At 40.6% G+C, this 20,711-nt stretch carries 23 protein-coding genes, 1 rRNA gene and 1 pseudogene; 2 read left to right on the top strand and 23 right to left on the bottom strand.

Annotated features, from left to right (window positions below):
• Positions 1–70: 70 nt before the first annotated feature.
• A 16S ribosomal RNA gene (locus tag NSQ71_RS00935) occupies positions 71–1,624 on the bottom strand.
• A 346-nt stretch (positions 1,625–1,970) separates the two neighbouring features.
• Between NSQ71_RS00935 and pdaB the strand changes: the two genes are divergently transcribed.
• Entirely contained in the window at positions 1,971–2,741 is a 771-nt protein-coding gene (gene pdaB, locus NSQ71_RS00930; RefSeq protein ID WP_066247916.1) for a polysaccharide deacetylase family sporulation protein PdaB, read from the top strand.
• An 87-nt stretch (positions 2,742–2,828) separates the two neighbouring features.
• On the opposite strand, the gene NSQ71_RS00925 is transcribed toward pdaB, so the two are convergent.
• Complete coding sequence (locus NSQ71_RS00925) at positions 2,829–3,446, bottom strand: KinB-signaling pathway activation protein (protein ID WP_063387198.1); 618 nt, start codon at positions 3,444–3,446, stop codon at positions 2,829–2,831.
• 148 nt (positions 3,447–3,594) lie between these two features.
• On the opposite strand from NSQ71_RS00925, the gene gerD reads away from it, so the two are divergent.
• Positions 3,595–4,197, top strand: a complete 603-nt coding sequence (gerD, locus tag NSQ71_RS00920; protein WP_094244893.1) for a spore germination lipoprotein GerD — start codon at positions 3,595–3,597, stop codon at positions 4,195–4,197.
• 17 nt (positions 4,198–4,214) lie between these two features.
• On the opposite strand, the gene NSQ71_RS00915 is transcribed toward gerD, so the two are convergent.
• From NSQ71_RS00915 to rplO, 21 genes and pseudogenes are all read right to left on the bottom strand, one after another.
• Entirely contained in the window at positions 4,215–5,258 is a 1,044-nt protein-coding gene (locus NSQ71_RS00915; protein ID WP_340732376.1) for an Mrp/NBP35 family ATP-binding protein, read from the bottom strand.
• 99 nt (positions 5,259–5,357) lie between these two features.
• Positions 5,358–6,071, bottom strand: a complete 714-nt coding sequence (cwlD, locus tag NSQ71_RS00910; RefSeq protein WP_063387195.1) for an N-acetylmuramoyl-L-alanine amidase CwlD — start codon at positions 6,069–6,071, stop codon at positions 5,358–5,360.
• 463 nt (positions 6,072–6,534) lie between these two features.
• Positions 6,535–8,871, bottom strand: coding sequence for an Ig-like domain-containing protein (locus tag NSQ71_RS00905; protein ID WP_340732373.1), 2,337 nt, complete (start codon positions 8,869–8,871; stop codon positions 6,535–6,537).
• A gap of 607 nt (positions 8,872–9,478) precedes the next feature.
• Complete coding sequence (locus NSQ71_RS00900; protein WP_340732372.1) at positions 9,479–9,916, bottom strand: DUF2521 family protein; 438 nt, start codon at positions 9,914–9,916, stop codon at positions 9,479–9,481.
• A 114-nt stretch (positions 9,917–10,030) separates the two neighbouring features.
• On the bottom strand, positions 10,031–10,423 hold the full coding sequence (rpsI, locus tag NSQ71_RS00895; protein ID WP_063387191.1) for a 30S ribosomal protein S9: 393 nt from the start codon (positions 10,421–10,423) through the stop codon (positions 10,031–10,033).
• A 21-nt stretch (positions 10,424–10,444) separates the two neighbouring features.
• Entirely contained in the window at positions 10,445–10,882 is a 438-nt protein-coding gene (rplM, locus tag NSQ71_RS00890) for a 50S ribosomal protein L13 (RefSeq protein ID WP_063387190.1), read from the bottom strand.
• Between the two features lie 145 nt (positions 10,883–11,027).
• Positions 11,028–11,768, bottom strand: coding sequence for a tRNA pseudouridine(38-40) synthase TruA (gene truA, locus NSQ71_RS00885; protein WP_340732367.1), 741 nt, complete (start codon positions 11,766–11,768; stop codon positions 11,028–11,030).
• A gap of 11 nt (positions 11,769–11,779) precedes the next feature.
• Positions 11,780–12,577, bottom strand: a complete 798-nt coding sequence (locus tag NSQ71_RS00880; protein WP_063387188.1) for an energy-coupling factor transporter transmembrane component T family protein — start codon at positions 12,575–12,577, stop codon at positions 11,780–11,782.
• Positions 12,567–13,442, bottom strand: a complete 876-nt coding sequence (locus NSQ71_RS00875; protein WP_340732365.1) for an energy-coupling factor ABC transporter ATP-binding protein — start codon at positions 13,440–13,442, stop codon at positions 12,567–12,569. The genes NSQ71_RS00880 and NSQ71_RS00875 overlap by 11 nt, the downstream gene beginning before the upstream one ends.
• Positions 13,418–14,260, bottom strand: a complete 843-nt coding sequence (locus NSQ71_RS00870; RefSeq protein ID WP_094244885.1) for an energy-coupling factor ABC transporter ATP-binding protein — start codon at positions 14,258–14,260, stop codon at positions 13,418–13,420. The genes NSQ71_RS00875 and NSQ71_RS00870 overlap by 25 nt, the downstream gene beginning before the upstream one ends.
• 183 nt (positions 14,261–14,443) lie before the next feature.
• Positions 14,444–14,839: a 50S ribosomal protein L17 gene (gene rplQ / locus NSQ71_RS00865; RefSeq protein ID WP_063387185.1), complete on the bottom strand. Its 396-nt coding sequence runs from the start codon at positions 14,837–14,839 to the stop codon at positions 14,444–14,446.
• 53 nt (positions 14,840–14,892) lie between these two features.
• Positions 14,893–15,837, bottom strand: coding sequence for a DNA-directed RNA polymerase subunit alpha (locus NSQ71_RS00860; RefSeq protein WP_063387184.1), 945 nt, complete (start codon positions 15,835–15,837; stop codon positions 14,893–14,895).
• A gap of 183 nt (positions 15,838–16,020) precedes the next feature.
• On the bottom strand, positions 16,021–16,410 hold the full coding sequence (rpsK, locus tag NSQ71_RS00855) for a 30S ribosomal protein S11 (protein ID WP_063387183.1): 390 nt from the start codon (positions 16,408–16,410) through the stop codon (positions 16,021–16,023).
• A gap of 20 nt (positions 16,411–16,430) precedes the next feature.
• Positions 16,431–16,796, bottom strand: coding sequence for a 30S ribosomal protein S13 (rpsM, locus tag NSQ71_RS00850; protein ID WP_063387182.1), 366 nt, complete (start codon positions 16,794–16,796; stop codon positions 16,431–16,433).
• 23 nt (positions 16,797–16,819) lie between these two features.
• Positions 16,820–16,933: a 50S ribosomal protein L36 gene (gene rpmJ / locus NSQ71_RS00845; protein ID WP_003156543.1), complete on the bottom strand. Its 114-nt coding sequence runs from the start codon at positions 16,931–16,933 to the stop codon at positions 16,820–16,822.
• A 35-nt stretch (positions 16,934–16,968) separates the two neighbouring features.
• Positions 16,969–17,187 carry a translation initiation factor IF-1 gene (gene infA / locus NSQ71_RS00840; protein WP_003178377.1) on the bottom strand — a complete coding sequence of 73 codons (219 nt, stop codon included), beginning with the start codon at positions 17,185–17,187 and terminating at the stop codon, positions 16,969–16,971.
• A pseudogene (locus NSQ71_RS00835) lies at positions 17,165–17,505 on the bottom strand (KOW motif-containing protein). Before NSQ71_RS00835 ends, infA begins: the two are co-directional and overlap by 23 nt.
• Positions 17,506–17,514: 9 nt before the next feature.
• On the bottom strand, positions 17,515–18,261 hold the full coding sequence (gene map / locus NSQ71_RS00830) for a type I methionyl aminopeptidase (protein ID WP_063387180.1): 747 nt from the start codon (positions 18,259–18,261) through the stop codon (positions 17,515–17,517).
• Positions 18,258–18,911, bottom strand: a complete 654-nt coding sequence (locus NSQ71_RS00825; RefSeq protein ID WP_117017137.1) for an adenylate kinase — start codon at positions 18,909–18,911, stop codon at positions 18,258–18,260. Before NSQ71_RS00825 ends, map begins: the two co-directional genes overlap by 4 nt.
• A 58-nt stretch (positions 18,912–18,969) precedes the next feature.
• On the bottom strand, positions 18,970–20,262 hold the full coding sequence (secY, locus tag NSQ71_RS00820; protein WP_340732355.1) for a preprotein translocase subunit SecY: 1,293 nt from the start codon (positions 20,260–20,262) through the stop codon (positions 18,970–18,972).
• Positions 20,262–20,702 (bottom strand): 50S ribosomal protein L15, encoded by a 441-nt coding sequence (rplO, locus tag NSQ71_RS00815; RefSeq protein ID WP_063387177.1) that lies wholly within the window; start codon positions 20,700–20,702, stop codon positions 20,262–20,264. Before rplO ends, secY begins: the two co-directional genes overlap by 1 nt.
• Positions 20,703–20,711: the final 9 nt, after the last annotated feature.

Raw genomic sequence — 20,711 nt, 5'->3', positions numbered from 1 at the left:
GGGAAGGATGTGATCCTTCAAAACTAAACAAAACGGAAAAGCGTACCTTTTTCAATGTATATATCCTTAGAAAGGAGGTGATCCAGCCGCACCTTCCGATACGGCTACCTTGTTACGACTTCACCCCAATCATTTGTCCCACCTTCGGCGGCTGGCTCCCGTAAGGGTTACCCCACCGACTTCGGGTGTTACAAACTCTCGTGGTGTGACGGGCGGTGTGTACAAGACCCGGGAACGTATTCACCGCGGCATGCTGATCCGCGATTACTAGCGATTCCGGCTTCATGCAGGCGAGTTGCAGCCTGCAATCCGAACTGAGAGTGGTTTTTTGGGATTCGCTCCACCTCGCGGTTTCGCTGCCCTTTGTACCACCCATTGTAGCACGTGTGTAGCCCAGGTCATAAGGGGCATGATGATTTGACGTCATCCCCACCTTCCTCCGACTTTTAGCCGGCAGTCACCTTAGAGTGCCCAACTGAATGCTGGCAACTAAGGTCAAGGGTTGCGCTCGTTGCGGGACTTAACCCAACATCTCACGACACGAGCTGACGACAACCATGCACCACCTGTCACCCTGTCCCCGAAAGGGGAACGCCCTATCTCTAGGGTTGTCAGGGGATGTCAAGACCTGGTAAGGTTCTTCGCGTTGCTTCGAATTAAACCACATGCTCCACCGCTTGTGCGGGTCCCCGTCAATTCCTTTGAGTTTCAGCCTTGCGGCCGTACTCCCCAGGCGGAGTGCTTAATGCGTTTGCTGCAGCACTAAAGGGTGGATACCCTCTAACACTTAGCACTCATCGTTTACGGCGTGGACTACCAGGGTATCTAATCCTGTTCGCTCCCCACGCTTTCGCGCCTCAGCGTCAGTTACAGGCCAGAGAGCCGCCTTCGCCACTGGTGTTCCTCCACATCTCTACGCATTTCACCGCTACACGTGGAATTCCGCTCCCCTCTCCTGCACTCAAGTTCCCCAGTTTCCAATGGCCGCTCGCGGTTGAGCCGCGAGATTTCACATCAGACTTAAGGAACCGCCTGCGCGCGCTTTACGCCCAATAATTCCGGACAACGCTTGCCACCTACGTATTACCGCGGCTGCTGGCACGTAGTTAGCCGTGGCTTCCTCGTCAGGTACCGTCAAGGTACCGCCCTGTTCGAACGGTACTTGTTCTTCCCTGACAACAGAGCTTTACGATCCGAAGACCTTCTTCGCTCACGCGGCGTTGCTCCGTCAGACTTTCGTCCATTGCGGAAGATTCCCTACTGCTGCCTCCCGTAGGAGTCTGGGCCGTGTCTCAGTCCCAGTGTGGCCGGTCACCCTCTCAGGTCGGCTACGCATCGTCGCCTTGGTGAGCCGTTACCTCACCAACTAGCTAATGCGCCGCGGGCCCATCCTGCAGTGACAGCTAAAAGCCGCCTTTCAACCGAAAACCATGCGGTTTTCGGTGTTATCCGGTATTAGCTCCGGTTTCCCGAAGTTATCCCAGTCTGCAGGGCAGGTTGCCCACGTGTTACTCACCCGTCCGCCGCTAACCTAAAGGAGCAAGCTCCCTTCGGTCCGCTCGACTTGCATGTATTAGGCACGCCGCCAGCGTTCGTCCTGAGCCAGGATCAAACTCTCCAAAAAAAGTTTGTCACCAAATGCTCTTGTCAGAATCAACAGGCACGCTTTTCGTTTTGTTCAGTTTTCAAGGATCATATAACTACTTCGACGAAATAACATTATAACAAAACAATTATGTCCAGTCAATGCTTTTTATTTTTTCACAATGACTTTCATAATATATCATGGCGTCAAAATGTTTGTCAATACATTTTTTAAAACACTTAACAAACAGCGACGATTAATAATATATCAACTTTAAACTATTTCGTCAACACCTTTTTAAAATTATTTTTAATTCTCCATCCTTATTCATAATTAAAAGTTCAATTCATACAATTTTACAAGATAAGGACAAGGAGGAGCATCAATGAACCGTTTTTACATCATCCATATTAAAAAAATCAAACAATTACTTTTTTTAATCATAATCGCTTTTTTTACTGCTGTCTTTATGTACTTTCAAACAATACCAAATATCCCGGTTTTCACTACAAAGAACGGGCCGAAAGCAATTTATAAAGGAGACGGAAGCGGTAAGAAAATTGCCTTGACATTTGATATTAGCTGGGGAGATGAAAAAGCAATTCCAATTTTAAATACTTTGAAAAAATATGGACTAACCAATGCAACATTTTTTGTATCCGCCTCATGGGCCGAACGCCATCCTGAAGTAGTCAAAAGAATTATCGATGACGGTCATCAGCTCGGCAGCAAAGGATATGCTTATAAAAACTATACTGAGTTGGACACTAACGAAATTAAGCGTGATTTATCTTTAGCCCAGCATACATTTCAAAAGCTTGGTATCAAGGATATAAAATTGCTGCGGCCCCCAACCTGCCAATTCGATCAAAACGTTTTAAATATTGCTGAACAATATGGATTAACTGTCGTCCATTACAGTGTAAATTCAAATGACTGGCAAAACCCGGGAGTCAACAAGATTATCCAAAATGTTACGAAACACTTAAAACCAGGTGATATTATCCTGCTTCACGCATCAGATTCAGTTAAACAAACTAACCAAGCGTTGCCGGCGATTATTCAACATTTGAAACAAAACGGCCTTAAAAATGTAACCGTACAAGAATTAATTGAAAACAGCAATGCAAGAACGAAAGAACTATCATTCAAATGAAAAGAACTTTGGAAGTAAATTCAAACCAATCGTTTTCAATATTTTGGAAATCAATAAGCATTTTAAAGAGCTATAAGGAAAACTCCTTCAGCTCTTTTTTGCTTTTGGCGAGTCATTTGTCATTTTCGGCAAAATCAACAATTGGTAAGCATTGCAAATTAAAATTGGAAACAGCATTAAATACAGCCAATCTCTATCATTGACACGAAGGGCCGGCATCCACTCAATCACTGAAACAACAACCATAAAAAACAATGCAGGGACAAACGCATCTTTATTCGTCTGTTTTTGCTTAAAATAAGCAATTACAGCAGAAAACAACAAAATGACAACAGCTACTAAAATATACGGGACAATGGAATCTCCAGTTTGCGCAAAAAATTGATATCGAAAATAAACTAAATCAAACAACACAAAAATGATTAACAAGATTTGAACAGAGTTCCATAACGAAACTGAGCGAAAAATGCCTAGGCCAAACCTGTGCACAGTCAAATAAGCGAAAAAGCCCATTTGGCTGATGATGCTGAAAATAAAACCTACTCCGATCAACCAAAACAATACTGCAACAATTTCAACAATATTAAAAGACAAAAACAACTTTTCATACTCGCTCCATCTTAAGATAAAACCAACAATACTTGTCGCAACTCCACCTACAATGAGAGTAGAAAGGAAAAATCGTACCCAATTTCGGCTTTTCACTGCCAACCCCTCCATATTTCGTAAAATATCATATGATTTTATCAATCCAACTTGTATATTACCATATGGCAAAACTTTTTTCGCATAAAAAACAGTTGGTTTCTCAACATAATGGTAGAAGTTATTATTGAAAGGAGCTAAATGAAATATGAGAGGTAGAAATTGTTCGCTCCTCATCATGATGCTTATATGGATGATCGTTGCAGGATGTGCGGATCGGCAGCAAAGTGAACCAATGAATTATGATGAAACAAAAAAAATGGTTGTAGACATATTAAAATCTGACGAAGGAAAAAAAGCCGTTCAAGAAATTATGAAAGATGAAGAAGTTCAACGAAACCTCATTTTAGATCAAAAAACCGTCAATAATACGATTGAAAAAGCGTTAACATCAGAAAAAGGGAAGGAATTTTGGAAAAATACATTTGAAGATACAAAATTTGCGGAAGGATTTGCGAAAACATTGCAAACAGAACATGAAAAAGTGATCAAACGTTTAATGAAAGATCCGGAATATCAAGGAATGCTTATGGATGTGCTGAAAAATCCTCAAATGGAAGAAGAACTATTGAAGGTTTTAAAAAGCAAAGAATACCGCCAATATTTACAGCAGCAAATTACAGATGTTCTATCAAGTCCGCTCTTTCAACCGAAAATTGAGGAGGCGCTATTGAAGGCTGCTCAGCAAGCTCAAAGTAAACAACAAGGCGGGGGCAGCTCCGGAAACGAAGGCGGGGGCGGAGGCCAATAGACCTCCTCTCCCTTCCTTTACTTTTCTGTTATCTCAATCACTTTTCTTGCTATATCTAAATAAATTTTCCCTATTGGATGGTTTTCATTATAAACAGACGGAGCAAAGTCCTCTTCATCCCAGTCCGGCTGCTCAAGCGGAATTTGCCCTAATAGAGGGACCTGCAAATCCTCTGCAAGCTTCTGACCTCCGCCTTTCCCAAATACATACTCTTTTTGGCCTGTTAATTTACTTTCAAAATAGGACATATTTTCAATAACTCCTAAAATTTCGTGCTCCGTTTTAATGGCCATTGCACCAGCCCTTGCAGCAACAAATGCAGCTGTTGGATGAGGCGTAGTTACAATGATTTCTTTACTAGTTGGAAGCAATGTATGCACATCTAATGCAACATCACCTGTACCAGGAGGCAAATCAAGGAGTAAGTAGTCCAACGATCCCCATTCAACTTCTTGGAAAAAGTTATTCAGCATTTTTCCGAGCATCGGACCTCTCCAAACAACAGGCGCATTATCTTCAACAAAAAAAGCCATTGATATGACTTGCACACCAAACCGCTCAACTGGAATAATTTTATCCCCGCGAACGATCGGCCGGTTCATGATCCCCATCATATCAGGAACGCTAAAGCCGTAAATATCTGCATCAATAAGACCAACTTTTTTTCCTAGACGAGCAAGGGACACAGCCAAGTTGACAGATACGGTTGATTTGCCGACACCGCCTTTTCCGCTTGCTATTGCAATAAAGGTTGTTTTTTCATTCGATAAAATGGAAGAGCTTGTACTATCAGAATAATACTTTTGGACAATTTCCTTTGGAAGCTCCGAAAAACGCAGCCCAACAGTCTCGGCACCCGCTTGTTTAAGCTTTGCAACAATTTGCTGCTGGAGTGTTAACTGCTCGCTTGTTCCCGTTTTGGCAATTGCTATTTTTAAACTAATATGTTTTTTTTCGGGCTTAATTTTTATTTCTTCAATCGCATTCAATTCTTTTAAAGATTTATGTAAAAATGGATCTTCCAACTGTTCGACAATGGACCTTACATCTTCTTCCCGCATCGTATCCACAACCACCTTTTTTCCATAAGACTTTTAATAGTATATAGTATAACACATTTCCAACAGTCCATTGAAAATAGATGCCTGAGAAGAATCCATTTATTCCGGTATTTGCTGTTCATTGGAAAAATAACGCAAAACCCCGTTGTAAATGGCGGCTGCCACTTTTTTCTGATATTCTTCAGAAGCAAGAAGCTCTTCCTCAGAAGGATTGGATAAAAACCCCACCTCCACAAGCGCACCCGGTTTTTTTGCATGCTTTAGTAAATAGACACCGCTTATTGGCTTTGCTTTTCGATCTGTATTTCTTAAATTTTTCCTTAATTCATCTTGGATAAATTTCGCAATAGCTTCATTCTCCTGATATTTTCCGTCATAAAATGTTTGCGCTCCCCTCCATTTTGGAGATGGAATAGCATTTAAATGGATGCTTAAAAACAAATCGGCGTCTGATTCATCAATTAGGCGAACGCGCTTTCGAATATCTTCTGATTTTCTCCGGCTATATCCGTGTGTATCGTCCGAAGCCAAATCTTCATCTTTTTCTCTTGTCAATAACACTAACGCTCCCTGCTCTTGTAAATAATCTCGAGCAATATTGGCAATTTTTAAAGTTATATCTTTTTCCAGCAGTTTTTTTCCTACTGCTCCTCCATCGGGACCTCCGTGACCGGGGTCTAAGTAAATGATTTTTCCTGATAACGGAAGATTCCATGATTTCCATGAATTGAAAAGGGAGAATTGATATTGAATGATAAATACGAGAATTAGAAACCCAGCAATAAACAGTGCCCATTTCAGCTTTTTTTTCACTCCGCATCCCTCCTGCTCGTCCCTTCAATTCAATATATGGAAAAGCATAAGGATTTATGATTACTGCAATTTTAATTTATATCTCTTTTTTCCAGCCGATTCCCACCAGAAAATTGGCGCATTCAAAATTTAACTAATCTGCTCAAACTCGTCATTCTCCCCAACAGATAATATAGCTGTAGAAGCCGTCAACTTTCTGCCATACAGCTGTTTGTGCTTTAATGATAAATCGCCTTATCACTGTTCGGTCCTAGATATGAAGTTTAAATTAGGGGCAATTGGGGATAATGGAATGCTTCACTTGAAAATAAAATTGTATGTCTGATTCAGTTTTTTTACAGCGCTTTTTTTCAAAAAGAAACATTTTAAGAGTATAAAAAAAAGCTCCCGCAAATATGGGAGCTAAGATGAATGTTGCGTTTCAGTTATAACGAGACCGATCAGGCTGGCACGGTCAATTTTATTATTTGTATTTGACGGTAACTTTCGTGCTTTTTCCTACATTTCCAGCCTTATCTTTTGCATACACTAGGAGAACTGTTCCGGCTTTTTGTTTTTTGATTGAAACGGAGAAATTTCCGTTTTTATTCGCTTTGCCCGAACCGATTACTTTCTTTCCTGCTTTGACATACACCGTTGAATACGCCTCTGCTTTTCCTGTCACCGAGGAAGATTTTCTTGTCACTTTGTTCACTTTAGGAGCACCCGGCGGTATTTTATCGAGTACCGTCACTTTTCGCGCCGGACTCACATTCCCCGCTTTATCCGTCGCTGTTACGTAAAGAATTGTTCCGGCTTTTTGAGCCGTTTTTAACGAAATTGCGAATTTCCCATTTTTATCTGTCGTGCCGGTGCTCAATACTTTGCTGCCGGCCTTTATTGTTATTTTTGATCCTGCCTCCGCTGTCCCTCTGACCGTTTTATCTTTATTGCTGACCGAATTTACACTCGGAGTACGCGGCGGTGTTTTATCAATTACCGTCACTTTTCGCGCCGGGCTCACATTCCCCGCTTTATCCGTCGCTGTTACGTAAAGAACTGTTCCAGCTTTTTGAGCTGTTTTTAACAAAATCGTGAATTTCCCATTTTTATCTGCCGTGCCGGTGCTCAATACTTTGCTGCCGGCCTTTATTGTTATTTTTGATCCTGCCTCCGCTGTCCCTCTGACCGTTTTATCTTTATCGCTGACCAGGTTTACGCTTGGAATGCTAGGAGGCGTTTTATCGAGCACCGTTATTTGAACCGACTTGCTTTTATTTCCTTCCTGACTCTTGGCATATACGCTTAAGACAGTTCCAGCTTTTTGTTTACTGATGGAAATGCGGAAGGATCCATTACGATCAGCCGCTGCAGTCTTCAATATCTTTGAACCAAGCTGGACATAAACAGTCGTTCTTGGATTAGACAGGCCATTTATAAATGTATCCTGATCACTTACCGGGTTTACTATCGGTTTTGGAGGAGTGTAAGGATTTTTTTCATCTAAAAAAGTATAAGTGATGTCATTTCCTTTAGATGCAGGAACAGTTTCATTACCAACAGCCCGTTTTACTATGGCTCCGCCGCCCCGCAAGCTGGCATATTCTCCCGAAAATATTTTTGGAATTAATAAATTAAAGCCTTCTTCTCCTTTAAAGCCATATTTTCCCGTATCTTTCTTCAGTAAAAGGGCACTGCGGAAGTTCGTCATCAATTCTCCAAATGTAAGGGAAGAGTTGATATATTTTTTCGCTACATTTTCTACTGCTTTATAATCATTATGAGTATCTGTTAAAATCTCTTTGAAAATCTTGTTTCCTTGATTCGCTTGAATTCTGACATATTGTCCAAAAAGATAGGACAAGGAATAGTTAGACAAAGTATCGCCATAATAATTCCAATACAATAATGAATGACCATTTGTAATGGAGGTAGAAATATTGTAGTAATAAATGTAATTCGTTAAAGGTTTTCCAGTATACATGTGTTCAGCTGCCATTGACAATGCTTCATCTAGCCATGTATCCATTTGGGAGCCGTTTTCTATAAATACATTTTGGTTAAAATTCACCATATGTTGAAATTCATGTACCAATGTTTCGTATGCAGCACTTACATCCTTTTCCGTCCCTGTTCCCATTAAAGGATACGTATCAATATAAAAAATCTCTGATTTGTTGGAGTATGGAATATCATGCAAATCTCCTCCATAAAAGTAACCAGCAATATACCCCCCGAATCCTGCAAAACCATCTTGTATATCATAACAAAGAATGTGAATTTTCCCGTTTCCGTCCACATCGGATTCGCTGGCAAAATTTTGTGTGATGAGCGGATAAATTTTTTGATCAAATTCTTGCCCTAATTTTTGCGCATCAGCTTCTGTAATTTGATTATCATAAACCCATACGTTCGCTTTTGTACCTGAATACAGCAGCTTGGCGCTAATTTGTTTATCTTCATTGGTCGTAAAATCATGCACCCAAAATGTCTTAGTATCGCCAACTTTATTGAGAAACTTTTTGGAGAGAGATTTTTGTTGAAGTTTCTTGTCTTCATGTTTTTCTATATCAAAAGGTCTATTTACATCCAGTTTATAAGCATCCAATCCTATTTTTTTGTTTATCGTATATTGATCATTATTGATTTTGAACTTTCCAGTGGATTGAGGTTTATATACGTCGACGGACTCGTTGCTGATTAATATGTATTTATTTCCTCCAGATGCTGTGTCTGAACTTCTTTCCTGTGCAAAACCGCTAGCTGGCACCAATAATAAAAAAATAAGAACAAGGCATAGCGACTTTTTCAACCAACCCATTTCTCCACCTCTTTATTTATAAAAAATTGATAGAAATATTATAATGGATGATTTTGTATAAGGCACTAAAATTTTTTGAACAGTCACAAAAGTTTTAAGCCTATTCGCTTAAATGAAAAGTGCTAATAAAACTTTGTGGTGAAGAGAAAAGAAACGTGTCGAAGCTCAGCAAAAAAAGCCAAATAAAAAATAAAAGCTGATTTCCTCACCTGAGCTACATAATTGGAGGTTTGCTCGGCAAATGATAAAAACTTTTTCTATCTGCGAAAATCTGGAATCGTTGAAAAGACATTCATATCGAGATGAACATTTTGAAAACCGCAATTTTTGTTTTTAAAAGTTTTTATAACATAGCCACAGTGCACGGATGCTGTCCTTACGAGTAATATTTCACATAGGAAATAAAAAACCATTTTGCTTCATTCTTCCTTGCAAAAAATAAGCAGCACTGCCAATAAATCCTGAACTTTTCCTTTTTGAAATAAAAAAGCCAATCAAAAGACGAATTCAGTAATGGCCCCCGTCAAATCATTTTTTCACAAGCCGTTTTTAGGCATAAAAAAAGCCCGTTCCAACGAAGTTGAAATGAGCCATGCATGAACTGCTTTTAAAGCTTTAGTTTGTATCTCTTTTTACCAGCTAAAAACCCTTCTTCCCACCAATAATGAATAAAGTGCTGGCATGTCAAATAGATGGATTCCATAACAAAATCATCATTTGATTCCCTTGCCAAATAAAGAATATTGTCAAATAAATTGTTAATAAGCTCTTGTTCTTCCTGTATACAACGTGTATTGGCCTGCTCCATCGATTCTCCGTAATATCCGAACCGGCTGTAGGCCGCTCCCAACAAAAAAGATTCAATGGCCGAGTGGACACACTCTTCTTCCATTGCAGTTTTATGGAAGCGTTTTTGAAAAAAAGGATTAAACCATTCATCAATCATATTTTTCAACTTGCGAATTGCGAGATCTTTTAACATTTTTCGCTCAGTGAGAAGCTTTTTTTCCTGCCGTCTTTCATTAAAGTCTGTAATTACATTCATCAAAATCTCCTCCTTGTTTTTATTTTTTTCAGTTCACGCTGTTCCATTCAACCACTCCTTTCCAATTGCAAATAAAAAACCACAACGATTTGTTGTGGTTTAAGGTTCGAATCATTAACGTTTTGAAAATTGCGGTGCACGGCGTGCTCCTTTAAGACCGTATTTCTTACGCTCTTTTACGCGAGCATCTCGAGTTAATAAGCCTGCACGCTTTAACGTTCCGCGATATTCTGGATCAGCTTGTAAAAGTGCACGAGCAATTCCGTGGCGAATAGCGCCTGCTTGACCAGTGAAACCGCCGCCTCTAACATTTACTAGTACATCATAATTGCCAACTGTCTCTGTTAAAACAAGCGGTTGTTTAATATCTTCAATCAAAGCTTTTGTTGGAATGTAATCTTCAATGTTCCGTTTATTAATTACGATACGGCCTTCACCAGGAACTAACCGAACACGGGCAACAGAGCTTTTGCGACGACCGGTACCGTAGTATTGAACCTGTGCCAAAATGATAACCTCCTTATTAAATTATCCGCGAAGTTCATAAACTTCTGGTTTCTGTGCTTGATGAGGATGTTCGCTTCCTCTGTAAACATGCAATTTTTTAAACATTTGGCGTCCAAGGGAACCTTTTGGAAGCATTCCGCGAATAGCAAGTTCCAGCATTTTTTCAGGATAGTTGTTTCGCATTTCTAATGCAGTTCTTGATTTTAAACCACCAGGATGCTGGCTGTGGCGATAATAAATTTTGTCTGTTAATTTTTTTCCAGTTAATTCGATTTTTTCAGCATTAATAATAATTACGTGGTCACCTGTATCTACATGCGGTGTAAACGTTGGTTTGTGTTTTCCGCGTAAGATAGATGCAACTTCGCTTGCTAGACGTCCTAAAGTTTTGCCAGCTGCATCAACAACATACCATTTGCGCTCAACTTCATGCGGCTTTGCCATAAACGTTGTACGCATTGTTTTCCCTCCTTAATCGTTCATGTCGAAAAGTCTATTTCAAAAACACGATTATTTTCCGGGGCTAATCGTGGGGCTTGAAATACATACCATATGTTATCTTATCTTTTTAAGATATGAATGTCAAGAAAATGTTACACCTGGATTAGTTGTCATAATAAACTTTCCAAAGATATAGACCGCATCCAGAAACTGTTTTCCCGGCTCTTGATCTATCTTTGGCTGCGATAATTTGTTTTATTTCTTCCGGCTTGCGCTTCCCTTCTCCTACTTCAATCAATGTTCCGACTAAAATGCGAACCATATTGTAAAGGAAGCCGCTTCCGACAAAACGGAACGTAATTTCATCTCCTTCTTCCCATATATCCGCTTCATAAATAGTTCTCACTTTATTTTCCGTTTCTGTTTTAGAAGAGCAAAAGCTTGTAAAATCATGTGTTCCAATAATGAAACGGGAGGCAGTTCGAATCATTTCAATATTTAACGGATTTGGAAAATGGTATGCATAATGACGCCGGAACACATCTCGATGAAAACTGCGATACAAACGGTAGCGGTATTCTTTCTTCTTTGCAGAAAATCTAGCATGAAAATCTTGATCGGCAAGCTCTGCATTTTGAATGGAAATATCTTGAGGAAGCATCGTATTCAAAGCAATCGGCCATTTTTCCATCGGAATTTTGAGGCTTGTATCAAAATGAAATACTTGTCCAACAGCATGCACGCCGACGTCTGTTCTGCCGGAAGCAGTAATTTTTATCCGCTCCCCTTTGTGGATTTTCATTAATGCTTCCTCAATCTCTCCTTGTACTGTCCGGAGGCCGGGCTGGCGCTGATAACCGCTAAATCCTGATCCATCATACGAAACTGTGCATTTAATCCTCATTTTTAAAACTCCTAGGCACGCAATAGTAATAAAATAATTGATAACAGCAGGATAGAGGCCATCATAATGGAATCAATCGCTCCCCATTTCAGCTGCCTGATTTTCGTACGTCCTTCACTTCCGCGATACCCCCTGGCTTCCATAGCGGTAGCAAGCTCTTCCGCCCGCTTAAAAGCGCTGATGAAAAGTGGTACAAGCAAAGGAACGATTGCTTTTATTCGCTCTTTTACAGGCCCTGACGTAAAATCTACCCCTCTTGCCATTTGCGCCTTTAAAATTTTTTCTGTTTCCTCCAGCAGAGTCGGTATAAAGCGAAGAGAAATAGACATCATTAATGCTAGTTCATGGACAGGAAGTTTAAATTTTTTAAAAGGCTTTAACAGACTTTCCATTCCATCCGTTATTTCGATAGGCGTTGTTGTTAAGGTCAATGTCGTTGTCATAAAAATTAAGAAAATGAACCGAAGAGAGATAAAAAACCCTTGCCGCAAGCCTTCTTCATAAATGGAAAAAAAGCCGAAGCGAAACAGCATGTCCCCTTCTTTTGTTACTAAAATGTGCAGCAAAAATGTAAACCCAACGATCCATATAACAGGTTTTAAACCGTTCCATAAGAAAGAGAACGGAAGCTTCGTCAGCAAAATAATGATGAACGTAAATAATCCTAATAAAAAGTAAGTGATTCCGTTATTGGCAAAAAAGACGATAAAAACATATAAAAAAATCGTTAGCAGTTTTGCACGGGGATCCATTCGATGAATGACTGTGCTGCCAGGAACATATTTTCCGATGATGATATTATCGATCATATACGACACCTTCTTTTAAAAGGGCTTCAATGAAATCGGCCGTTTCCTCTAAAGTCAATGGCTTGTCTTCAACCGTTAAAGAAAATTTTTCTTCAAGCTTCATGACAAATTTAATTGATTCCGGCAAATCGAGCCCAAGCTGCTCCAGTTCCCCAGTCAACCGGAATATTTCCTTTGGCGCCCCTTTCATCTTTAATTCCCCTTGGTGCAAAACGGCAATTTCATCAGCGTACTTGGCTGCGTCTTCCATGCTATGCGTTACTAATATCGTTGTTAATTTTTTTTCTTTATGGAGACGATAAAAAAGCTCCATGATCTCATTTCGGCCTTTTGGATCCAATCCAGCAGTCGGTTCATCTAAAACGAGCACCTCCGGCTCCATCGCTAAAACACCTGCAATCGCCACTCTTCGCATTTGCCCCCCGCTTAACTCAAACGGGGATTGATGAAGGATTTCTTCTCCTAGACCGACAAGCGGCAGCACTTCTTTTACCTTTTTTTTCGCTTCTTCAAACGATGCGCCAAAATTCATTGGACCGAATGCTATATCTTTTTCGACGGTTTCTTCGAATAATTGATGCTCTGGGAATTGAAAGACAATTCCGACCTTTTTTCGGATAGATTTCAAGTTTTTCTGTTTTTCTCCTGCCTTAATCAGCCGGTCTCCAAGTTGAATAGAGCCTTTCGTTGGCAAAAGCAGGCCGTTTAAATGCTGCAAAATCGTTGATTTTCCCGACCCGGTATGCCCAATCACGGCCAAATATGTTCCTTCATGGATATCCATATTGATATCACACAAAGCGAGCCGTTCAAAAGGAGTGTTCATTTGGTAACGATGTTCTAATTGTCGGATTTTAATGTCCATAATTCGTCCACCAAGCTTTCTACATTAAGGTGTCGCGTCGCTAAAGGCACTCCTTTTTCAAGAAGCCGTTTGCTCAGCTTGTAAGAAAACGGAAGATCTAAACCGATGCTTACCAGCTCCTCTTCCAAGCGAAACACTTCTTTCGGAGTTCCCTCCACAAATTTTTTGCCTCCATTCATTACAATCATCCGATCTGCTTTGGCCGCCTCTTCCAAATCATGGGTGATGGAAATGACCGTCACAAGCCCTTTTTCTTTCAATGACCAAATGGTTTCAATTACTTCCCGGCGTCCAATTGGATCAAGCATTGAAGTCGCTTCATCTAAAACAATAATGCTTGGTTGAACAGCCAAAACGCCTGCAATCGCGACCCGCTGCTTTTGTCCGCCAGAAAGATGATGAGGTTCCCGTTCTAAAAATTCATTCATTTTTACAATTTTCGTCGCCCATTCGATTCGTTTTACCATCTCTTCTCTCGGTATACCTATGTTTTCCATACCAAAAGCGACATCGTCCCGTACAGTGGCGCCGACAAATTGATTATCTGGATTTTGAAACACCATTCCAATCCGTTTTCGAATATCCCAAATGGTTTTTTCTGATAATGTGATTCCTGATACAGTAACGGTTCCTTCGTCAGGCAGCAGCAGACCGTTTAGCATCCGGGCCAATGTTGATTTCCCTGATCCATTGTGTCCGACGATGGCCAGCCATTCCCCTTCATACACATCAAAGGAAACATCCGTTAGTGCAGGCTTTTCACTTTCTTTATTATAGCGGTATGTTACATGTTGAACTTGAATGATCGACCGTTCCACAGATGCCCTCCTCCCGCCTCAAGTACAGATGAAGTAAACGCGAATATCATGTCTATAAATATGAGATGCAGAGGCTGCCAAAAGAAAATCAATCCGCTTTGTAAAGTACTTGAAGATAAATAAAAAAGGGCATAGATGCAGTCATTACAACTGTCCCGCCCTTGAAGTTCATTTATATCTAAATTACACGAATTCAATGATAACCATTGGTGCTCCGTCACCACGGCGAGGACCCATTTTCAAAATTCGTGTGTAGCCGCCTTGACGATCTTGGTAACGTGGTGCCACTTCATCAAATAATTTTTGCAATGCATAGAAAGGTTTTTCTTTTTCCTTTCCGTCTTGGCCTGAAACTGTCACAGTTTTCGCAACCTCATTGCGAATAAACTGTGCTGCTTGGCGACGAGCATGCAAATCACCACGTTTACCTAAAGTAACCAGCTTCTCTACAACAGCACGAAGCTCCTTTGCACGGGCTTCAGTCGTTTCAATTCGTTCGTTAATAATTAAGTCCGTTGCTAAGTCACGGAGCATTGCTTTACGCTGCGCACTAGTACGTCCTAATTTTCTATAAGACATGTGATGTTCCCTCCTTTGTTGGAAGTTGATCTATATAGACTTTGAAAAATCAGTTAATCGTCTTTTCGTAAACTCAAACCAAGGTCTTCTAATTTTTGTTTTACTTCTTCTAGCGATTTGCGTCCTAAATTACGCACTTTCATCATGTCCTCTTCTGTTTTGTTCGCAAGTTCTTGAACTGTGTTAATACCTGCACGTTTCAAACAGTTATAAGAACGAACAGAGAGGTCAAGTTCCTCAATCGTCATTTCAAGCACTTTTTCTTTTTGGTCCTCTTCTTTTTCAACCATGATTTCAACATTTTGCGCTTCATCTGTTAAGCTAACGAAAATGTTTAAGTGCTCCATCAAAATTTTAGAGCCAAGTGCGATAGCTTCCTTTGGACCGATGCTTCCATCTGTCCAAACATCAATTGTCAGCTTATCATAATCTGTCACTTGACCAACCCGTGTATTTTCCACTTGATAAGAAACTCTAGAAACGGGTGTGTAAATCGAATCGATTGGGATGACACCTATTGGTTGATCTTCCCGTTTATTTTCCTCAGCCGGGCTGTATCCTCTCCCGCGCTTCGCCGTCATTCTCAGCCGCAAATGAGCATCTTTCGCAAGAGTTGCAATATGAAGATCAGGATTTAATATTTCAACATCGCTATCGTGAGTTATATCTGCTGCCGTAATGGGCCCTTCACCTTGTACGTCAATTTCTAGCGTCTTCTCTTCTTCTGAATAAATTTTCAGAGCAAGCTTTTTTAAATTTAAAATAATCGTTGTAACATCTTCGACGACACCATCAATTGTAGAAAATTCATGGAGGACGCCGTCAATTTGAACAGATGTTACAGCGGCACCAGGGAGTGAGGATAATAGGATACGACGTAAGGAGTTACCCAAAGTTGTACCATATCCACGCTCAAGTGGCTCGACAACGAATTTACCATATTTCGCGTCATCACTGATTTCAACCGTTTCGATTTTTGGTTTTTCAATTTCAATCATTCTAAATAAAACCCTCCTTCAAAACGTCGAAACCCCGGCTAGACAAAGAAGAGAAAACGCGTCTAACCGAAATTCCCCAATCATAAAGTCCCGAATGTGCACAAACAACATCTTATAAATGCTAGAATCTATAACTGTATCATAACCCATTATTGACAGGGTTACAAAATATATACAGATAAATTACACACGACGACGTTTTGGCGGACGGCATCCATTATGTGGAACAGGTGTGACGTCTTTAATAGATGTCACTTCAAGACCTGCTGCTTGAAGAGCACGAATCGCAGCTTCGCGGCCTGCGCCAGGTCCTTTTACAGAAACCTCTAATGATTTCATTCCGTGCTCCATAGAAGCTTTAGCAGCTGCTTCAGCTGCCATCTGTGCAGCAAACGGAGTTGACTTACGAGAACCTTTAAATCCTAATGCACCGGCACTTGACCAAGCAATTGCATTGCCGTGCACATCAGTAATAGTGACAATCGTGTTGTTAAAGGTTGATCGAATATGTGCGATGCCTGTCTCAATATTCTTTTTTACGCGGCGTTTGCGAGTATTTGTTTTACGAGCCATTTACAGTTAACCTCCTTTACTTATTTTTTCTTGTTAGCAACCGTACGGCGCGGTCCTTTACGAGTACGTGCGTTGTTTTTCGTATTTTGGCCTCGAACAGGCAAACCACGGCGATGGCGGATACCACGGTAGCAGCCAATTTCAATGAGACGCTTAATGTTTAGAGAAACTTCCCGTCGAAGATCTCCTTCCACTTTATAAGTGTCGACAATGTCACGAATTCTTCCTAATTCTTCTTCTGTTAAATCACGAACACGAGTATCTTCGGAAACTCCAGCTTCAGCTAAAATTTTTTGAGCTGTTGAACGACCGATTCCGTAAATATAAGTTAAAGAAATGACAATGCGTTTATCGCGTGGAATATCTACACCAGCAATACGCGCCATAATATGAGCACCTCCTTCAAAAATTAACCTTGTTTTTGTTTATGTTTTGGATTTTCGCAAATAACCATAACTTTTCCTTTTCTGCGAATGACTTTACATTTTTCGCATATAGGTTTCACTGATGGTCTTACTTTCATGTTTATCCAACCTCCTTAATAATCCGGAGTGCAAATTATTTATATCGATACGTAATTCTTCCGCGGGTTAAATCATATGGTGATAATTCAACCGTTACTTTATCACCCGGCAAAATACGAATAAAATGCATTCTAATTTTTCCAGAAACATGAGCCAGCACGGTATGACCATTTTCCAACTCTACTTTAAACATCGCGTTAGGCAACGTCTCAACAACGGTACCCTCTACTTCAATGACATCGTCTTTCGCCATTCAATTGTCTCCCTTCCTCAAATCAGTAACTTGTTCATTGACAAATCGGCTTATTGCATATCGAAGTTTGCCATTTGTCACACGGCCAGTTTCCAATATACTGTTCTGAACTTCCGGAGATACGCAATCAAAAAATTCAAGATGATGGATGTTTTTTTTCTTTGGAGAATGAAACTTTCGCTTTTCTCCATCGGCAATCAATACGAATCGATCATCGAGAATTTTCACGACAATCGCATATTTGCCAGCTTCTCTCCCTTTCGTAATCAAGACAAACTGACCTATTTGCGGACTCGACTCAGGATCACTCACGCACATCACCTTCACTTAGGGTGTTGTTAAAATTTCATAACCTGTATCAGTAATGGCAATTGTATGTTCAAAATGAGCACACATTTTGCCATCTACAGTCACGACAGTCCAATTATCAGCTAACGTTCTGACATAACGGCTTCCCGCATTGACCATAGGCTCAATCGCTAAAACCATACCGGGCTTCAGCCTTGGCCCTTTGTTCGGTGGACCATAATGCGGAATTTGAGGATCCTCATGCAAGTCTTGCCCTACGCCATGACCTACGTATTCACGAACAATGGAAAAACCGTGAGATTCGACGTAAACTTGAATGGCATGAGAAATGTTCGAAAGTCTTCCCCCTGGTTTTGCTTCTTCTAATCCTTTATATAAAGATTCTTTTGTAACATCAAGCAATTTCTGTGTTTCTTCGGAAATTGTACCGACAGGATAAGTCCATGCAGAGTCCCCGTGATAGCCGTTGTATTTCGCACCAATGTCAATACTAATAATATCTCCATCACGCAATACACGGTCTCCAGGTATTCCGTGAACAAGCTCTTCATTCACGGAAGTGCAAATACTGCCGCGAAAACCATTATACCCTTTAAATGAGGGGATTGCATCATGTTCACGTATAAACTTTTCAGCAATTCTGTCCAGTTCTTTTGTTGTAATACCAGGCTGAATATATTTCTGGAGTTCTTGGTGAGTTAAAGCAACAATCCGTCCAGCCTCGCGCATAATTTCAATTTCGCGCTTTGTTTTGCAAATAATCATTCACCCAAGCCTCCAAGCAAGTTGCAAATATCTTCAAATACTTTGTTAATCTCTTGCTGACCGTCAATATTTTTCAAATAGCCTTTAGATTTATAGAAATCAAGCAGCGGTTTCGACTGCTTCAAATTCACTTCCAAACGGTTTCCAACGGTTTCAGCGTTATCATCAGCTCGTTGATATAAATTTCCTCCGCACTTATCACAAATTCCTTCTTCTTTTGGCGGATTGAATACAAGATGGTACGTTGCACCGCAATTTTTGCAAATTCTTCGTCCTGTTAGCCGTTCCATTAAAATTTCTTGGTCAACATGAATGTTGATAACATAATCAATTTCTTTATTAAGCTCTTTTAAAATTTGCTCCAAAGCCTCCGCTTGAGCAACGGTGCGCGGAAAACCATCCAATAAAAAGCCTTTATCAGTATCATTCTTGCCTAATCTTTCCCGAACAATACCAATCGTAACTTCATCCGGCACTAATTCGCCTTTATCCATATAAGACTTCGCTTGTAACCCTAACTCGGTTCCATCTTTTATAGCTGCTCTGAACATATCTCCTGTTGAAATATGCGGGATGTTGTATTTTTCAACAATTTTTTCAGCCTGTGTTCCTTTTCCTGCCCCAGGCAGCCCCATTAATACTAAATTCATGGACTCTCCCCCTCAAACGCTTTTCGAGGGAATGGGACATTCATCGCCCCAAAACCTCTTATTTCATAAAACCTTTGTAATGACGTTTGACAAGCTGGCTCTCAAGCTGCTTCATAGTTTCCAAAGCGACACCGACAACGATCAAGAGACTTGTTCCACCTATTTGTGCTGAAGAAGGCAAGTCAGCAAATTTTATAAAAAAGACAGGAAGTATTGAGACAACTGCTAGAAAAATAGAACCGACAAATGTTAAACGGTATAAAATTTTCGTTACGTACTCTTGTGTACTTTTTCCTGGTCTTATACCCGGTATATAGCCGCCTTGCTTCTGCAAATTTTCAGCCATTTGCTCCGGGTTCACTTGAACAAATGTATAGAAATAAGCGAAAGCGATAATTAATGCAACGTAGATGATCATCCCGATAGGTTGCGTGTAATCAAATGTTTTTTGAATCCATCTTGTTACATCATTTGGTCCAAAGAACGATGCAATCGTAGTGGGGGTAACAATAAACGATACTGCAAAAATGACTGGAATGACTCCAGCAGAGTTAACCTTCAATGGGAGATGCGTTGAATGTCCCCCAACCGGACTTCTACCTGCAAGCCGCTTTGCATACTGAATCGGAATTTTTCGGAATGCTTGTTGAACGAAAATAACAGCTACAACAACTAATAAAACGGCAAGAACAAGCAAAACGACAGTTACAATTCTTAAAAATAGCTGATCGCCAACATCCGCAAATTGTTGAGCATAAATTTGGTTTACTGCCGTTGGAATGCCGGCAGCAATCCCAGCAAAGATAATAATAGAAATACCGTTCCCAACGCCTTTTGCGGTAATTTGCTCACCAAGCCACATTAAAAAGGCTGTTCCCGCAGTTAAAACAAGTGCGATCAACAAATAGTATCCAATGCCAGGGTTTATGATTAACAGACCGCCGGCCATATTATTAAAGCCATATGACATTGCCAGCGCTTGAATAAATCCTAAAATAATTGTTAAATAACGCGTGAATTGGGCAAGCTTTCTGCGGCCTACTTCACCCTGCTTCGACCACTCTGTAAATTTCGGTACAACGTCCATTTGCAGAAGCTGAACAATGATTGAAGCAGTAATGTAAGGCATAATCCCCATTGCTAAAATGGAGAAGTTTTGCAATGCCCCGCCTCCAAAAATGTTCAAAACGCCAAATACGTTCAATTGGTCTTGTGCTTTTAGTACGTCTGCGTTCACACCCGGGACAGGGATAAAAGTGCCGATCCGGAAAATTACCAGCATAAGAAGGGTGAACAAGATTCGATTGCGAATGTCACCCACGCGCATAAAATTGGAGATTGCCTTGAACATTAAATCACCTCAGCAGAACCGCCGGCGGCTTCAATTGCCTCTTTTGCTGAAGCAGAAAATTTGTGTGCTTTAACCGTTAATTTTTTCTCTAATTTACCGTCTCCAAGCACTTTAATACCTGCTTTCAGTTTGCTTACAACACCTGTTTCCAAAAGAAGCTCTGGAGTAATTTCCGTACCGTCTTCAAAACGATTCAATTTGTCCAAGTTCACAACTTGATATTCTTTGCGGTTAATGTTTGTAAACCCACGTTTTGGCAAACGACGGAATAGAGGAGTTTGACCGCCTTCAAATCCAGGCCGAACTCCACCGCCAGATCGGGCATTTTGTCCTTTTTGACCACGTCCAGCAGTTTTTCCATTACCTGAACCAATACCGCGACCAACACGATTCCGCTCTTTACGAGAACCTTCTGCCGGTTTTAATTCATGAAGCTTCATAACCTTGGC

The sequence above is a fragment of the Aeribacillus sp. FSL M8-0235 genome, assembly GCF_038000355.1.
GTDB lineage: Bacteria > Bacillota > Bacilli > Bacillales > Aeribacillaceae > Aeribacillus > Aeribacillus composti.
This window is presented reverse-complemented; position numbering and strand designations above follow the sequence as displayed.